The organism is Zhihengliuella halotolerans, from assembly GCF_004217565.1.
GTDB lineage: Bacteria > Actinomycetota > Actinomycetes > Actinomycetales > Micrococcaceae > Zhihengliuella > Zhihengliuella halotolerans.
Window position 1 is genome coordinate 1,600,303 of record NZ_SHLA01000001.1, and the last position, 15,802, is coordinate 1,616,104.

Annotated in this window: 19 protein-coding genes; 2 read left to right on the forward strand and 17 right to left on the reverse strand. The window is 71.2% G+C overall.

The window, feature by feature from the left end; translation table 11 throughout:
- Window positions 1-38 precede the first annotated feature (38 nt).
- Genes EV380_RS07215 through modA form a run of 8 tightly spaced genes read right to left on the reverse strand, consistent with a single transcriptional unit; the run spans window position 39 to window position 5,632 of the window.
- Window positions 39-536 carry a hypothetical protein gene (locus tag EV380_RS07215; RefSeq protein WP_102158118.1) on the reverse strand — a complete coding sequence of 166 codons (498 nt, stop codon included), beginning with the start codon at window positions 534-536 and terminating at the stop codon, window positions 39-41.
- Entirely contained in the window at window positions 511-1,269 is a 759-nt protein-coding gene (gene dapB, locus EV380_RS07220; RefSeq protein ID WP_130450338.1) for a 4-hydroxy-tetrahydrodipicolinate reductase, read from the reverse strand. The genes EV380_RS07215 and dapB overlap by 26 nt, the downstream gene beginning before the upstream one ends.
- A 9-nt stretch (window positions 1,270-1,278) precedes the next feature.
- Complete coding sequence (locus tag EV380_RS07225; protein WP_130450340.1) at window positions 1,279-1,731, reverse strand: molybdenum cofactor biosynthesis protein MoaE; 453 nt, start codon at window positions 1,729-1,731, stop codon at window positions 1,279-1,281.
- Window positions 1,721-2,218 (reverse strand): MogA/MoaB family molybdenum cofactor biosynthesis protein, encoded by a 498-nt coding sequence (locus EV380_RS07230; RefSeq protein WP_102158115.1) that lies wholly within the window; start codon window positions 2,216-2,218, stop codon window positions 1,721-1,723. The genes EV380_RS07225 and EV380_RS07230 overlap by 11 nt, the downstream gene beginning before the upstream one ends.
- On the reverse strand, window positions 2,215-2,733 hold the full coding sequence (moaC, locus tag EV380_RS07235) for a cyclic pyranopterin monophosphate synthase MoaC (RefSeq protein ID WP_130450342.1): 519 nt from the start codon (window positions 2,731-2,733) through the stop codon (window positions 2,215-2,217). The genes EV380_RS07230 and moaC overlap by 4 nt, the downstream gene beginning before the upstream one ends.
- A complete protein-coding gene (locus EV380_RS07240; RefSeq protein ID WP_130450344.1) occupies window positions 2,730-3,998 on the reverse strand; it encodes a molybdopterin molybdotransferase MoeA in 1,269 nt (422 codons plus the stop codon). Before EV380_RS07240 ends, moaC begins: the two co-directional genes overlap by 4 nt.
- A 9-nt stretch (window positions 3,999-4,007) precedes the next feature.
- Complete coding sequence (locus EV380_RS07245; RefSeq protein ID WP_207219357.1) at window positions 4,008-4,874, reverse strand: molybdate ABC transporter permease subunit; 867 nt, start codon at window positions 4,872-4,874, stop codon at window positions 4,008-4,010.
- A complete protein-coding gene (modA, locus tag EV380_RS07250) occupies window positions 4,871-5,632 on the reverse strand; it encodes a molybdate ABC transporter substrate-binding protein (protein ID WP_165391907.1) in 762 nt (253 codons plus the stop codon). Before modA ends, EV380_RS07245 begins: the two co-directional genes overlap by 4 nt.
- A 125-nt stretch (window positions 5,633-5,757) precedes the next feature.
- On the opposite strand from modA, the gene moaA reads away from it, so the two are divergent.
- Together moaA and EV380_RS07260 are read left to right on the forward strand one after the other, a co-directional pair.
- Window positions 5,758-6,912, forward strand: coding sequence for a GTP 3',8-cyclase MoaA (gene moaA / locus EV380_RS07255; RefSeq protein ID WP_130450348.1), 1,155 nt, complete (start codon window positions 5,758-5,760; stop codon window positions 6,910-6,912).
- Window positions 6,913-6,931: 19 nt separating this feature from the next.
- The gene (locus EV380_RS07260; protein WP_130450350.1) at window positions 6,932-7,219 is read left to right on the forward strand and encodes a MoaD/ThiS family protein; all 288 of its coding nucleotides are present in this window, start codon (window positions 6,932-6,934) and stop codon (window positions 7,217-7,219) included.
- A 54-nt stretch (window positions 7,220-7,273) separates the two neighbouring features.
- On the opposite strand, the gene EV380_RS07265 is transcribed toward EV380_RS07260, so the two are convergent.
- The 9 genes from EV380_RS07265 to rbfA form a co-directional block, all read right to left on the reverse strand.
- Complete coding sequence (locus EV380_RS07265; RefSeq protein WP_130450352.1) at window positions 7,274-8,614, reverse strand: M16 family metallopeptidase; 1,341 nt, start codon at window positions 8,612-8,614, stop codon at window positions 7,274-7,276.
- Window positions 8,615-8,627: 13 nt separating this feature from the next.
- Window positions 8,628-10,859, reverse strand: coding sequence for a polyribonucleotide nucleotidyltransferase (locus EV380_RS07270; protein ID WP_242607530.1), 2,232 nt, complete (start codon window positions 10,857-10,859; stop codon window positions 8,628-8,630).
- 336 nt (window positions 10,860-11,195) lie between these two features.
- Window positions 11,196-11,465: a 30S ribosomal protein S15 gene (rpsO, locus tag EV380_RS07275; protein WP_102161045.1), complete on the reverse strand. Its 270-nt coding sequence runs from the start codon at window positions 11,463-11,465 to the stop codon at window positions 11,196-11,198.
- A 118-nt stretch (window positions 11,466-11,583) separates the two neighbouring features.
- Window positions 11,584-12,396, reverse strand: a complete 813-nt coding sequence (locus EV380_RS07280) for a class I SAM-dependent methyltransferase (RefSeq protein ID WP_130450356.1) — start codon at window positions 12,394-12,396, stop codon at window positions 11,584-11,586.
- 7 nt (window positions 12,397-12,403) lie between these two features.
- On the reverse strand, window positions 12,404-13,363 hold the full coding sequence (locus EV380_RS07285; protein ID WP_130450358.1) for a bifunctional riboflavin kinase/FAD synthetase: 960 nt from the start codon (window positions 13,361-13,363) through the stop codon (window positions 12,404-12,406).
- A gap of 86 nt (window positions 13,364-13,449) precedes the next feature.
- Window positions 13,450-13,881, reverse strand: coding sequence for a hypothetical protein (locus tag EV380_RS07290; RefSeq protein ID WP_130450360.1), 432 nt, complete (start codon window positions 13,879-13,881; stop codon window positions 13,450-13,452).
- Window positions 13,878-14,252, reverse strand: a complete 375-nt coding sequence (locus EV380_RS07295; protein ID WP_130450362.1) for a hypothetical protein — start codon at window positions 14,250-14,252, stop codon at window positions 13,878-13,880. The genes EV380_RS07290 and EV380_RS07295 overlap by 4 nt, the downstream gene beginning before the upstream one ends.
- 60 nt (window positions 14,253-14,312) lie before the next feature.
- Window positions 14,313-15,236, reverse strand: coding sequence for a tRNA pseudouridine(55) synthase TruB (gene truB, locus EV380_RS07300; protein ID WP_242607531.1), 924 nt, complete (start codon window positions 15,234-15,236; stop codon window positions 14,313-14,315).
- Window positions 15,233-15,721 (reverse strand): 30S ribosome-binding factor RbfA, encoded by a 489-nt coding sequence (gene rbfA, locus EV380_RS07305; protein WP_102161054.1) that lies wholly within the window; start codon window positions 15,719-15,721, stop codon window positions 15,233-15,235. The genes truB and rbfA overlap by 4 nt, the downstream gene beginning before the upstream one ends.
- Window positions 15,722-15,802: the final 81 nt, after the last annotated feature.

Here is a 15,802-nt window from a genome sequence, read left to right on the forward strand (position 1 = left end):
CACCGCAGCGGCGGCCGGGGCCGGATTTCGCGACGCCGCTAGGCCCGGGGTGTCTCCTGCACGAAGCGGGCGATGGCGCGCTTCATGACCGTGCGCGCGTTGCGGCGGTCGCCGGCGGCGTCGTAGGCGAGGGCGAGTCGGTGCAGGCTGCGCCACGACTCGGGATTCGCTTCCGCCTCCACCCGGTACGCGACGAAGGCCTCGTCGGCGGCCTCCTTGACGATGCGCCCGGACGGCGTCCGGGGCAGGTCGTCCTCGGGCAGCAGCCCCTCCTTCTCGAGGATGCGCGCCATGCGCTGCGAGCGCGCACCGAAGAGCAGCTCGGTGATGAGGATCCAGACGCCGATCAGCGGGAGCACGAGCGCGGCGGCGCCGATGGCCTTGGCGATCGGCTCCTCCGCGGTCAGGAAGCGCCAGGCGCTGCCGAAGGAGGCCCAGAGGTAGAACACGAAGAGGGCGAGGATGCCCCCGACCCAGAACTTGGTTTTCACGATGTCCGCCGCCGGCCCCTCAGGCGCCCAGGTCCAGGTAGCCATCGAGGCCGTAGGTCAGCCCCGGGCGCTCGCCGACTTGGCGCAGTCCGAGCAGAACGCCGGGCATGAACGAGGCCCGGTCGAACGAGTCGTGGCGCAGGGTCAGCTGCTCCCCCTCGCTGCCGAGCAGCACCTCTTGGTGTGCCACCAGGCCGCGCAGGCGGACCGCGTGCACGCGCACGCCGTCGACGTCGGCCCCGCGGGCCCCGGCCAACGAGGTCTCGGTGGCGTCCGGGCTGGCCGGGAGGCCGGCTGCGGCGCGCTCGGCGGCGATCAGTTCGGCCGTGCGCACGGCGGTGCCCGACGGCGCATCCACCTTGTTCGGGTGGTGCAGCTCGATGATCTCGACGGACTCGAAGTACTTGGCGGCCCGCGCGGCGAACGCGCTGGCCAGCACCGAACCGAGCGCGAAGTTCGGGGCGATTAGCACGCCCGTGCCCTCCGCGCCGGCCAGCAGTTCCGTCAGGTCGGCACGGCGGGCATCGGTCCAGCCGGTGGTCCCGACAACGGCGTGCAGCCCGTTCTCGACGGCGAAGCGAACGTTGGCCTCGGTGCTGTCCGGCACGGTCAGGTCCACGATGTGCGTGGCGCCGGCGGCGAGCACCTGCTCGAGGGGGTCGTTGCGGGTGAGGGCGGCCACGAGTTCCATGTCTTCGGCGGCCTCGACGGCGCGCACGGCTTCGGAGCCCATGCGTCCGTTGGCGCCCAGGACGGCGACGGCGATGCTGTTGGTCATGCCCCTAGGCTATCGCTGGTCGTCGATCCCGACCCATTCGGTGTCCCCGTCGGCGAAGAACTGCTCCTTCCAGATGGGCGCCCCGTACTTGACGGCCTCCACGAGCGCGCGGCACGCCTCGAACGCCTGCCCGCGGTGGGCACTCGCGGCCGCGGCGACGAGCGCCGAGTCGCCGATCGCGAGCTCGCCGACCCGGTGCGCGACCCAGAGGCGCGTGCCCGGGTGCTCGGCCGCGACCTGCGCGGCGAGCTCGGCGATGCGCGCGTCCACGGTGGGGTGCCCGCTGTAGTTCAGGCGCGTGACGGCCCGGCCGCCGTCGTGGTTGCGCACGATCCCGCCGAACGTGACGACGGCGCCCGTCGCCTCGGTCTCCACGGCGTCCCAGGCACTCGCCTGGTCGATGGGCTCGCTGCTCACGCCCGCGAACACGACGACGCCGGCCTGCATGTTCTCAGTGCCCATGGCCGCCCTCCAGCTGCTCGCAGAGGTGGTCGATCAGCGGGGCCAGCACGCTCAGCGCGTCCATGACGCCGCGCGGGGAGCCCGGCAGGTTCACGATGAACGTCTGGCCGGCCACCCCGGCGAAGCCGCGCGAGAGCGCCGCGTACGGCGTGTGCTCGCGGCCGGCGGCGCGGATCGCCTCCATGACGCCCGGGACCTCCCGGTCCAGCAGCGGCAGCGTCATCTCCGGCGTCGCGTCGTCCGGGCTGAGGCCAGTCCCCCCGCTCGTGAAGATGACCCGCGGGCGCAGTGCCAGCAGCGCCTTGAGTCCCGAGGCGACGGGCGCGCCGTCCGGCACGACGACGGGGTTGACGACGTCGAAGCCGTGGTCGTCGAGCCAGTCGCGCAGCACGGGCCCGGTCTCGTCGTCGTAGACACCCGTGGCCGCGCGCGTGGACGCGATGAGGACGCCGGCCTTGCGCACCGGTTGCGGCTCGCACCCGCTCATGCGGGCACCTCCCAGTCCCCGGACTTGCCGCCGGACTTGGCCAGCACGCGCGTCGATTCGATGACGGCGTGCTTGTCGACGGCCTTGATCATGTCGTACACCGTGAGCGCGGCGACGCTCGCAGCCGTCAGCGCCTCCATCTCGACGCCGGTCACGCCGCGGGTCTTGACCATGGCCTCCACGGCGATGACGGCGTCGTCGCCCGCGAAACCGGGGGTGAAGTCGACCGTGACCTTCGAGATCGGGAGCGGGTGGCAGAGCGGCACGAGTTCGGGTGTCTTCTTGGCGGCCATGATGCCGGCGACCCGGGCGACGGCGAGGGCGTCGCCCTTGGGCAGCGAGCCGTCCGCGAGCATCGCGACGACGTCGGCGCGGGTGCGCACGAGCGCCTGCGCCGTGGCGGCGCGGGTCGTCTCCGGCTTATCGGACACGTCGACCATGTGGGCGGTGCCGTCGGCCCGCACGTGGGTCAGGCCGGCCGGCGCCGGGTGTTGGGGGTGTGCGTCGGTGGTCATTGAATCTCTCCGATCAGGATGGTTCGCAGTCTCGCGCCGGGCTCGGCGCGCGTGGTCTCGGGGTCGATCAGTACGAGGGCGTTGGCCTCGGCGAGCGGTCCCAGCAGATGGGATCCGGCCCCGCCGATCAGTTCGACGACGCCGTCGACCCCCAGGCGGGCGCGGCGCACCTGCAGGCGCCCGGCCGGGCTGTCGGCAGCCGCCGCGAGCCGGGCAGTCGTGCTCGTGCGCGCCCGTGCCCCGAACCGCTCGACGAGGGCGGGGCGCAGGAACATCTCGAAGCTCACGAACGTGCTCACGGGGTTGCCGGGGAAGGCCAGGAGTGGGATCGCCCGGTCGTCGATATCGAGCAGGCCGGCCCCTTGCGGCCCGCCCGGCTGCATCGCCACGGAGCCGAACTCGACGTCGTGCTCCGCCGCGCCCAGGGCGAGCTTGACGACTTCGTAGGCGCCCGCGCTGATCCCGCCGCTGGTCAGGACCAGGGCCGGTGCGCAGCGCACGACGGCGGCCCGCAGCGCGGCGGCGAAGTCCTTCGGCTCGTCGGTGTCGACGGTGAGCGTCTCGGATGCCCAGCCGGCTTCGGCGAGGGAGGCGGCGAGCAGCGTGGTGTTCGCGTCGAAGATCTGCCCGGGCCCGAGCTCGCCGCCGGGGGCCACGACCTCGTCACCCGTGGCGATGAGCAGCGCGGTCGGGGCCGTGAGCACCGGCAGGCCGGTGATCCCGAGCGCGGCCGCGAGCCCCGCGTGGCGGGGGCCGACCCGGTCGCCGGCGCGCAGCGCGACCGCGCCGGCCGCAATATCGGAACCGGCCCGGCGGACGAACGCACCGGGCGTCACCTCGGCCGCTACCGGCAGCGTGACCCGCGCGTCGTCGTCGTGCGGGCGGGTGCGGTCGGTGACGAAGGGCGGGAAGGCGTCGGGCACGGCCGCTTCGATGGGCACGATCGTGTCCGCCCAGGCCGGGACGGGGGCCCCGGTCATGATGGGCGCGCACGTACCCGGTACGAGCGGGGCCCCCGCCGCGCCCGCCGGGATCGGGCGGGCGATCGGCAGCGCCGCGCCGGTCAGGTCGGCGGCCCGCACCGCGTAGCCGTCCATTTGCGAGTTGTCGAAGACGGGCAGCGGGATCGGGGCGACGACGTCGGCGGCGATCACCCGGCCCAGCGCGTCGGCGAGCGCGAGCTCCCCGGTGGGGACGGGGACCTCGCGCAGCAGGTCCGCGACGACTGCTGCGTGCTCGGCGACGCTGCGGCGGAAACGGCTCATGTGTTCATCCTAGGCGTCGCGCCCCGCGCGCCGGTCTTCGCGTCCGCGGCGCAGCAGGACGTAGGCGAGCCCGGCCGCGGCGATGACGAAGAGGTAGAAGCCGATGAGCGCGAGCGCGAGGCCGAGGGCCGCCTCGGGATCCGCGGAGTTGAAAGCGAGCTCGATCTGCAGCGGAATGGTGCGGGTGGCGCCGGCGACGGACCCGGCGAACGTGATCGTCGCCCCGTACTCGCCGAGGGCCCGGGCGAAGGCCAGGAGCGCACCGAGCACGATGCCGGGCGCGGCGAGCGGGAAGGTCACGTGCCGCAGGATCTGGGTGGCGGAGGCCCCGGAGTTGGCGGCGGCGAGTTCGAGGTCGCCGTCGACCCCCTCGAGGCTCGAGAGTGCGGCAACCGTCAGGAACGGCAGCGCGACGAAGACCTGCACCAGCACGACGGCGGCCGGCGTGTAGGCGACGGGCAGGCCCATCGCCTCGAGCGCCCCGCCGAGCAGTCCCTGCCGCCCCCAGAGGTACAGGAGCGCCAGACCCGACACGACCGGGGAGAGCACGAGCGGGACGATGAGAATGATCCGCAGCACCGCCAGCACCACCGCCCTCCAGCCGGGCCCGCGCATCCGGTGCAACAGCACGGCCAGCGGCAGCCCGAGGACGAGGCAGAGCAGGGTCGAGAGACCGGACGTCGCCAGGGACAGCACGACGGCATCGCGCGCCCCGGGCGCACTCAGTGCGCCGGCCAGCCGGGCCGGGTCGGTCGCCAGGGTCAGAGCGATGACCGGGCCGGCGAGCACGGCGACCGCGACCAGCGCGGGGACCCACAGCCAGCCGGGCGTGATCGCGGCCACGAGCCGCGGCGAGGGTGCCTCGGACCCGCTCACCGGCCGCCCCCGGGCTCGAATCCGGCGTCGGTGAGGATCTCCTGCGCCTCATCGCCCAGCAGCCAGGACCCGAAGTCCCGGGCCGCGTCCGACTCGCCCACGAGCACCGGGTACCGGTTGGCCTCGGCCTCCAGCGGGATCGCCGTCAGGGACGGGTCTGCGGCGGCGTCGGTCGCGTAGACGAATCCGGCGTCGGCCTGCCCGCTCGAGACCTTGGAGAGTACCTGGCGCACGTTCGCCTCGAGGGACGCGTCAGCGACCGCGGACTCCAGCCCGCTCTCGCGCAGCCAGGCATCGGCCGCGCGCCCGCACGGGACGTCCGGCGCGCACAGGGCGACGCGCGCGGCGGGCAGCCAGGCGGCGACGTCGTCGTGTGCGCGCGCCGCGTCGCCGGTGACGAGGACGAGCGTGTTGGCGGCCACCACGCCGAGGTGCTCGTAGTCGCCGGGGTCGGTCAGCGCCTCGGGCGCCCGCTCGTCGGCGGTCACGAGCACGTCGGGGGCGGTTCCCGCGTTGGCCTGCTGCACGAGCTGGGCGGAGGATCCCAGGGTGATCGTCGGGCGGGTGCCCTCGTGCTCGGCGGCGTACGCGTCCGCGAGCTTCGGGGCGACGTCCGCGAACGACGACGGCGCCGCGAACACGAGGTGCGCCTCGCCGGCCGCGCATCCGGTCGCGGCCAGAGCCAGCGCCCCGGCGCCGGCCAGCGCCGCCGCGGCACGCGTGACGCGCAGCCGGCGCGGCCAGGGGGTGTTGTGCATACCGGCGAGTTTAGCGTCACCGTCAGGCCGCGTCCCGGGGCGCCACGGGTCCGCCTCCACAACCGGCGTCATCTGACGCGACAAACGGCATACACATCTCGCCCCACGGCGGCTACGCTGGGTAGATGAACGCTTCTGGTCCTCCGGCACGCCGTTCGCTGCCCATCCGGGCCGTGGACCCCGCCGACGCGCGCCTCGATCCGGCCCCCGGGGACGCCCCCGCCGGCCCGCCGCCCGCGCCCGCCGACGGGCAGCGCGGCCTCGTCGACCGCTTCGGACGCGTCGCCACCGACCTGCGGATCTCGCTGATCGACAAGTGCAACCTGCGCTGCACGTACTGCATGCCGGCCGACGGCATGGCCTGGCTGCCCAAGTCGAAGCTCATGACCGCCGCCGAGGTGCGCCGGATCGTCATGATCGGCGTGCGCGACCTCGGCGTGCGCGAGCTCCGGCTCACGGGCGGCGAGCCGCTCGTGCGCGTCGACCTCGTCGACATCGTCGCCGGCATCCGCGAAGACCACCCGGACCTGCCGATCTCGCTGACGACGAACGCCGTCGGGCTCGAGAAGAAGGCCGAGGCGCTCGCCGCGGCCGGGCTGAGCCGAATCAACGTCTCGCTCGACACGCTGCACGCGTCGACGTTCAAGGAACTCGCGCGCCGCGACCAGCTGGACGCGACCCTCGACGGCGTCGCCGCAGCCCACGCTGCCGGGCTGACGCCGATCAAGATCAACGCCGTGCTGATGCGCGGCGTGAACGACCACGAAGCCCCCCAGCTGCTCGACTGGGCGCTCAAGCGCGGCTACGAGCTGCGCTTCATCGAGCAGATGCCCCTCGACGCGGACCACGGCTGGCGCAAGGAGAACATGGTCACCTCAGCCGAGATCCGCGAGTCTCTGGCGGCCGGCGGCTTCGTCCTCTCCTCCGATCCGCGGGAACGCAACGGCGCCCCGGCGGAACGCTTCCAGGTCGCCCGCGCTGAGAGCACGGAGAGCATCGAGGGCACGGTCGGCATCATCGCCTCCGTGACCGAGCCGTTCTGCACCGACTGCCGACGCACCCGCATCACGGCCGAGGGCCGGATCATGGCGTGTCTGTTCTCCCGCACCGAGACGGACCTGCTGGACCTGCTCCGCTCCGACGCGAGCGACGAAGACATCGCGAACCGCTGGCGCGAGGCCATGTGGGGCAAGCCGCGCGCCCACGGAATGGACCACACCGGCCTCGGCGACGAGGACTTCGTACAACCCGACCGTTCGATGAGCGCCATCGGCGGCTAGAGGCAGGAACCTGTAGAACGTGCTGATCCGCTACTTCGCCGCGGCCGCGGCCGCCGCCGGGCGCACCGAGGAGAAACTCGACGCGTCCAGCCTCCCATCCCCCACGCTCGCCGCGGTGATAGAGCGCCTCGCCGCGCTGCACCCGGCCGCTGCCCCGGAGCCCGGGCAGCTGGGCCGGGCTCCCTCACTCGAGCGCGTTCTGTCCCGTTCGACGTTCCTCGTCAACGAGGTCTCCGAACGGGACCCGGCGCGCACCCTGGCCGACGGCGACGTCGTCGACGTGCTGCCGCCCTTCGCCGGCGGCTGAACCGCCACTCGAGCGCATCGGGCCGGACTGGAGCTCCGGCGGAGCCTCAGCGCGTCAATCGCGCCCGAGACCCAGTTGCTCGGCGTCGTCGAACGGGCCCACGACCGTCACCGTGCGCCGGCGGCCGGCCAGGTCCGCCGCGAGCCGCCTGACGTCCTCGGCGCTGACCGCGCGGATCTTCTCGAGCGTCGTGTCGATGTCTTGGAAGTGCCCCGTGACGAGCTCTGCGCGGCCGAGCCGCGACATCCGGGAACCCGGGTCTTCGAGTGCCAGCACGAGGCCGCCGGAAAGCTGGCCGACGGCCTTCTTCAGCTCGGCCTCGGTGATCCCGTCGGCGGCCAGCTTCTCGAGTTCGTGACCCATGAGGTCGATGACCTGGCCGGCTTTGGCGGGTGAGCAGCCGGCGTACATGCCGAAGTAGCCGGCGTCGGAGTACGCGGCGGAGAAAGAATAGGTGGAGTAGGCGAGACCGCGCTTCTCGCGGACCTCCTGGAAGAGCCGGGAGGACATGCCGCCGCCGAGGACGGCGTTGAGGACGCTCATGATCTGCCGTCGCTCGTCGGTGGCGATGATGCCGGGGCACCCCATGACGATGTGCGCCTGCTCGACGGGCCGGCGGACGACGTCCACCCTGTGCTGGCCTTCGATCACGGCCGGGGCATGGGCCCGCCGCTCGACCGGACGGGCGTCGTCGGGCAGTACCCAGCCGGCGGCCTGCAGGGCGGCGAGCACGCGCGCGCAGACGTCGTCGTGGTCGAGCGAGCCGGCGGCGGTGACCACGATCTCGGCCGGCGTGTAATAGCGGCGGTAGTGCTCGAGCACGGCCTCGCGCGTGATGCCGTTGATCTCCTCGGGTGTGCCGCCGATGGGGCGGCCGAGCGGATGCTCACCGAGGACGGCGGCGACGAAGCGCTCGTGCGCGACGTCGGCCGGGTCGTCGTTGTCCATCGCGAGCTCTTCGAGGATGACGCCGCGTTCCTGCTCGAGTTCGTCGGGATCGAGCACGGCGGAGGTGACCATGTCGGCGATCACGTCGATCGCCAACGGAAGGTCGGTGTCGAGGACACGGGCGTAGTAGCACGTGCTCTCTTTGGCCGTCGCCGCGTTGGACTCGCCCCCGACCTCGTCGAAGGCGGAGGCGATGTCCATCGCGTCGCGGCGCTGTGTGCCCTTGAACAGCAGGTGTTCAAGGAAGTGCGTCGACCCGAAGGTTCCCGGCGACTCGTCACGCGAACCGACGCCGACCCAGAAGCCGATCGTCGCCGACCGCTGAGATGGCATTGATTCAGTCAGCACCCGCACCCCGCCGGGGAGGACCGAGCGGCGCACTGCGGCGCCGCCGGCCTCCCCGGCCAGGATGGCGGAGTCGGACCCGTCGAGGGGAACCAAAGGCATGGGTCGGGCTGTCCTACTCCGCGGCCTCGGCGGACTCGTCCGCCGCGTCCTCGGCGACCACGGGGGTCAGCGAGAGCTTGCCGCGGTCGTCGACCTTGGTCAGCTCGACCTGGAGCTTCTGCCCCACGGAGACGACGTCCTCGACGTCGTCGACGCGCTTGCCGCCGGCGAGCTTGCGCAGCTCGGAGATGTGCAGCAGGCCGTCCTTGCCCGGCATCAGCGAGACGAACGCGCCGAACGTCGTCAGCTTGACGACGGTGCCCAGGTAACGCTCGCCCACCTCGGGAATCTGCGGGTTCGCGATGGCGTTGATGGCGGAGCGGGCGGCGTCGGCGGACTCGCCGCTCGTCGCGCCGATGAGCACGGTGCCGTCGTCCTCGATCGAGATGTCGGCGCCGGTGTCCTCCTGGATCTGGTTGATCATCTTGCCCTTCGGGCCGATGACCTCGCCGATCTTGTCTACCGGGATCTTCACGGAGATGATGCGCGGTGCGAACTCGCTCATCTCGTCCGGCGCGTCGATCGCGGCGTTCAGGACGTCGAGGATGTGGAGGCGTGCTTCGCGGGCCTGCTTCAGCGCGGCGGCCAGGACCGAGGCGGGGATGCCGTCGAGCTTGGTGTCGAGCTGGATCGCGGTGACGAACTCGGAGGTGCCGGCGACCTTGAAGTCCATGTCGCCCATGGCGTCTTCGGCACCGAGGATGTCGGTCATCGCGGCGTAGCGGGTCTCGCCGTCGACCTGGTCGGAGACCAGGCCCATGGCGATGCCGGCAACCGGTGCCTTCAGCGGGACGCCGGCGTTGAGCAGCGACAGGGTCGATGCGCAGACAGAGCCCATGGAGGTCGAGCCGTTGGAGCCGAGGGCCTCGGAGACCTGGCGGATCGCGTACGGGAACTCCTCGCGGGACGGCAGCACCGGCACGACGGCGCGCTCGGCGAGGGCGCCGTGGCCGATCTCGCGGCGCTTCGGCGAACCGACGCGGCCGGTCTCACCGGTCGAGTACGGCGGGAAGTTGTAGTTGTGCATGTAGCGCTTGGTCTTCACCGGGGACAGCGAGTCGATCTGCTGCTCCAGCTTGAGCATGTTCAGCGTGGTCACACCCATGATCTGGGTCTCGCCGCGCTCGAAGATGGCGGAACCGTGCACGCGCGGCAGGACCTCGACCTCAGCGGTGAGCTGGCGGATGTCCGTCAGGCCACGGCCGTCGATGCGGACCTGCTCGGTGAGGATGCGCTGGCGGACGACGTGCTTGGTGACGGCGCCGAAGGCCTTGGCGACCTCTCCGGCGCGGCCCTCGAACGTCTTGCCCTCGCCGGCGAGCTCTTCCACGACCTCATCGCGGAAGGCGCCGGAGGCGTTGTCGCGCTCCTGCTTGTCGGCGATCGAGAAGATCTCGGTCAGCTTGGCAGTCGCGGCGGACTCGACGGCGGCGTAGACGTCGTCCTCGTAGTCGCGGAAGACCGGGAACTCGACGGTCGGCTTCGCGGCGCGGGCGGCCAGGTCGGCCTGCGCCTCGCACAGGACCTTGATGAACGGCTTGGCTGCCTCGATGCCCTCGGCCACGACCTCTTCGGTCGGGGCGGTAGCACCGCGCTCCTTGATGAGGTTCCAGGAGTTGTCCGTGGCCTCGGCCTCGATCATCATGATGGCGATGTCGTCCGCGGTCTGGCGGCCGGCGACGACCATGGAGAACACGGCGTCCTCGAGCTGGCTGTGCTTCGGGAAGGCGACCCACTGGGCGCCGGCGCCGTCGTCGACCAGGGCGACGCGGACGCCGCCGATGGGGCCGGAGAACGGCAGGCCCGAGAGCTGGGTCGACATCGACGAGGCGTTGATGGCGACGACGTCGTACAGGTCGTCCGGGTTGATGGACAGGACCGTGACGACGACCTGGACCTCGTTGCGCAGGCCCTTGACGAAGGTCGGGCGCAGCGGGCGGTCCATGAGGCGGCAGGCCAGGATGGCCTCCGTCGAGGGGCGGCCCTCACGGCGGAAAAAGCTGCCCGGGATGCGGCCGGCAGCGTACATGCGCTCCTCGACGTCCACGGTCAGCGGGAAGAAGTCGAAGCCTTCGCGCGGCTTCTTGCCGGCGGTCGTCGCCGAGAGCATCGACGTGTCTTCGTCGATGAGGACGTAGACGGAGCCTGCGGCCTGCTTGGCCATGCGGCCCGTCTCGAAACGGATCGTGCGGGTGCCGTAGCGGCCGTTGTCGATAACGGCCTCGGCGAATTGAAGTTCAGACAAAATGTCTTCTCCATCTCTGTTGGGACGGAGCGTCGGCCGACGCATTCATGCCACCAGCCGTGCACCGCGACTGCGGTGCCCGTGGTGACCGCTGCACCCGGTCTTCGATCGAGGCCCACGGCGTCCGTCCGGCTCTCGCTGGACGACCCCGTAGACCACTACCGAGGACCGCGAATGCCAAATGCTCGGGCTGCGCTCCAGATGTGATGTAAACGTGTATTCAGTTATCCGGGGCCAGCAGGCCCCGAGTACAGACTAAAGGCGGCACCCCGGGCTGGAAAACATCCAGACCGGAACACCGCCTCCGTGTCGCACCGAGCAAGCGGGCCTAGGGCCTTACTTGCGGAGTCCGAGACGCTCGATGAGCGAGCGGTAACGCTCGATCTCAACGCGCTTCAGGTAGGTCAGCATGCGACGACGGCGACCGACCAGGGCCATGAGGCCGCGGCGGGTGTGGTGGTCGTGCTTGTGCTCCTTGAGGTGCTCGGTCAGGTCCGAGATGCGACGGGTCATGACGGCGATCTGAACCTCGGGCGAACCGGTGTCGCCCTCGTGGGTTGCAAACTCGGTCATGATCTGGGTCTTGACGGCGGCGTCGAGGGCCACAATGAACTCCTATGAGTTGTACCGCGAACAGGTAGAGGCGCCGGGGCGCCGGCGCCCTCCACCGCGGACTGCAGCGGGCACCAACGATCAGTCTATCACCGATGTCCGGTACCCGGCCCTACGTCGTCGGCTCAGCCCGCCACGCGTGCGTGAAGTACGGCAGCTCGAGCTCCTGCCCGGTATCGAATCCGAGATGCTCGTAGAGGTACCATTCGAGGTTCGCGACGACCTTGGCCCGAGTGCCCTCCGGCGACCGCAGGTAGTAGGCCCGCGACTTGGCCAGCTCGATCAGGAACTCGGCAGTCACGGACTGCGTCCAGTGCTCCTCGTGCCGATCCCACACGCCGAGCCCCTCGCCCTTGGCCGGCTCAAACTCGGGCCGGTGCACGTCGCCGGCGTGCATGATGCGCGCCAGCCGGTGCACCCACGGCACCGTCACGTCGAGCTGATTCCAGACGAGCCCGAGGCCGGGGCGCCGCTCCCCCGCCGTCGGGCGAAGCAGCCTCAGGGCCTCGGCGGTAGCGGCCGTGGGATCCACCCAGTGCCACGCCTGGGCGCACACGACGACGTCGCAGCTCGCCGCGGGAAGTCCCGTCGCCTCCGCGCCGGCGCGCACGCGCCGGACGGCCGGCAGCTTGGCGCCGAGGGCTTCCAACATGCCGGCAGAGGGGTCGACCGCGGTCACGACCGCGCCGCGCGCGATGAGCTGGGCGGTGAGGATCCCCGTGCCCGCACCCACCTCGACAACGTCGAGCCCGGCGGCGGGCGCCCCCGTCCGCCCGGCGAGCAGGAAGTCGACCGCGGCGTCCGGGTACCCGGGACGGACGCGGTCGTAGTGCGCGGCGCCTGCGTCGAAGGCCTCGCCGTGTTCGGGGCGGACGCTCGGTGCCCGCGCGGGCAGATTCGGGATCGGACGGTCCGGGACGCTCATGATCGCGCTAAGCGGCGGACGCGTCAGCGGTGAGGATCGTGCGGGCCTTCGCGACGTCGTCGTTCATTTGGGTGATGAGCGATTCGACCCCGTTGTAGGCGACCATCGGGCGCAGCCGCTCGACAAACTCGACGACGACCTGCTGCCCGTACAGATCGAAATCCTCGACGCTCTCGTCGGGGCGGTCGATGACGTGGGACTCGACCTGGCGGGAGACGCCCACGAACGTGGGGTTGGTGCCGACCGAGATCGCCGAGGGCCAGCGGGTGCCGGCGGCGTCGACGAGCCAGCCGGCGTAGACGCCGTCGGCCGGGATGATGCCCGTGGACTCGGGTGAGAGGTTCGCGGTCGGGAAGCCGAGTTCGCGGCCGCGCGCGGCGCCGTGCACGACCTCTCCGCGCATGCGGTGCGGGCGGCCGAGCACTTCGGCGGCGGTCGAGACGTCGCCGGCGTGCAGCGCCTCGCGGATCCAGGTGGAGGACCAGCGGCGGTCGTGGCCGACGTCGTCGATGCCGACGACGTCGAACCCGTAGCGCCGACCGAGCTCGACCATGGTCTCGAAGTCGCCGTGGTTGCCGGCGCCGAAGCGCACGTCATGCCCGATGACGACGGCACACGCCTTGAGCTTCTCCACGATGATGCGGCGGACGAACTCCTCGGCCGTCGACCGGGCGAAATCGAGGGTGTAGTTGATCGTCAGGAGTGCGTCGAGGCCGGACTCGGCGATGAGCTGGACCCGATCGGTCAGGCCCGTAATGAGGTGCATGCCGCTTTCCGGCGCGTGAACCTGACGCGGGTGCGGATCGAAAGTGATGGCGACCGAGCTGGCGCCGCGACCGCGGCCCTCGTCGACCAGCTGCTGCAGGACGGCCTGGTGCCCGCGGTGCACACCGTCGAAGTTACCGATGGTCACGACGGCGGGTCCGAACCCGGCTGGTACGGCGTCGATGCCAGTCCAGTGCTGCACGTTTCTCCTTCGATTGCGAAGCTCTGCGGTGGCCGCTTGGGCTGCCACCGACTCTAGTATGGCCGGAACCCGACCGGGGCGCGGGCTCAGGCCTGCGGCTTCTCCGCCCCGCCGAGTACGGGCTCAGCGGGGACCGGGCGGTGCCGGAACAGCCACCACAACCCGATGATCGGCAGCAGCAATGGGATGTAGCCGTAGCCGTCGCCGAAGTGCGACCAGACAGCCGGGTGGGCGAAGAGCTGGGGCACCGCGAAGCTGAGCGTACCGACCACGAGCACGCCGACGAGCTCGAAAGCGACGGCGGCCGTGGACAGCGCCCAGCTGCCCTTCTTCTTCGAGGCGAGGGCGAAAGTCGCCACGATGTAGACGACGGCGGCCAGCGCCGAGAGCAGGTACGCGACGGGTGCGGCGTCGAAGTCCGTGGCGATCTGGTAGCCGGCCCGCGCGGATGCTGAGAGGGCGAAGACTCCGTAGACGGCGATGACGATGCGCCCGAGTCCGGTCTGTCGCTGGTTCATGCGAACACCCCTCCCTGCCAGATCTGCTCCATCCGCACGAGCATGACGAAGACCGTCGCGCCGACGGCTGCGAGGACCAGATTAGACCACCGGGTCTTGTCGGTGACGGCCCACCAGAAGGCAGCGACGGGGACGATGAGAGCTGTGAAGACGTAGCCCCAGAACTCCCAGGCCTCGCCGACGAGCGCCTCTCCCCCCAGCTGCCGGGCGGCGGCGGCGATCGAATAGACGATCAGGAAGAGTTCGACGGCGGCGACGGACAGGATCGCGACGTCGTCCGGGTGGTTGCGGAAGATCGTCGCGATCACGGAGATCACGACCGAGGCCAGGCACACGAGGGCGCCCGCGATGAAGAATCCTGAGGCGATCACGGTTTCGGGTTCAGCTCTCTTTCGAGGACGTGCGTCGGGTGGGGTGCTAGGAGCCGGCGGTCAGGAGGCGGCGAAGACGATCTCGGGCCGAGCCGCCTCGCCCTTGTTTTTCAGGAGCGCGACGACGGTGCCGTCCGGGGCAACGGCCGCGACGATCGCGTCGGTCTCGTTGGGCTCGATCCGGCGTCCGAAGGACAGCTCTGCGGCTTCGTGCTCCGTGAGTCGGCGGTTCGGGAAGAGCGCGCGGGCCGCGGTGTCGAGGTCGACCATCCCGAACTCTTCACTCAACTCCTCGATCGTGCGTGCCACATCGAGGCCGTAGGGGCCCACCAGGGTGCGCCGCAGGGCGGTCAGATGTCCTCCGACGCCGAGGTCCTCGCCGAGATCGCGGGCGAGGGCGCGGATATAGGTGCCGGAGGAGCACTCGACGGTAACGTCAACGTCGATGATCTTCCCGCCCTGCAGCCGGCGGACGTCGTGCACGTCGAATCGGCCGACCGTCACCGGCCGCGCCTCGAGCTCGACGTTTTCGCCCTTGCGCACGCGCGCGTAGGAGCGCTCGCCTCCGACCTTGATGGCGCTGACCGCCGAAGGGACTTGCATGATGTCGCCGGTGAGCTTCGCGACGGCGTCCGCGACGGACTCGGGAGTCACGGCCGCGGCGATGCGCTGCTGCACGAGCTCCCCCTCGGCGTCATCGGTGATCGTGCTCTGGCCGAGCCGGATCGTCGCCTCATAGGTCTTGTCCACGCCGACGATGTAGGTCAGCAGGCGGGTCGCCTTGTTCACGCCGACGACGAGCACGCCCGTCGCCATGGGGTCCAGCGTCCCGGCGTGGCCCACCTTCCGGGTGCCGGCGAGACGCCGCATCCGGCCGACGACGTCGTGGCTCGTCCAGCCCTTGGGCTTGTCCACAACGACGAGGCCGGACGCGGTGTTCGTCACCCGCGCGTTACCGCCGGTGCTCTCGCGCTTGCCCGTCACGCCCGCGGTTCCTCCGTGGGCTCCTCGTCGAAGTCCTCGTCGAGGTCCGCGTCGAGGTCGTCTTCGTCAACGGCCTTCTTGTAGGGGTCGGCGTCGCCAGCGAAGGCGGCGCCCTCGGCGAGTGCGGCCACCTCGGCGTCGCGCGCCTTGGCCTTGCGCAGGACGTCCTCCAGGTGCGAGGCGTTCACGGGAACCTCGTCGGGGACGAACTCGAGCGTCGGGGTCAGCCGGATCGTCAGGTTGCGTCCGACCTCCTTGCGGAGCACGCCCCGTGCCTTCTCGAGGGCGCGGGCGGCGTCCTCCTTGGCCGTCTCGTCGCCGAAGACCGTGTAGTACACGGTGGCCTGCTGCAGGTCGGACGTGACGCGGGCGTCGGTGACGGTGACGGCCTCGACGCGCGGGTCCTTGACGACACGGCCGAGCGCCTGAGCGACGACGACTTTGATGCGCTGCGCCAGACGGGCTGCGCGTGCCTGATCAGCCATGGTGGCCTCCTTGGAATTCTGAAGCTGAGTAGAACGTATCAGTTGAGCCGACGACGGCGGGCACCCTGCTGTCGGTGCCCG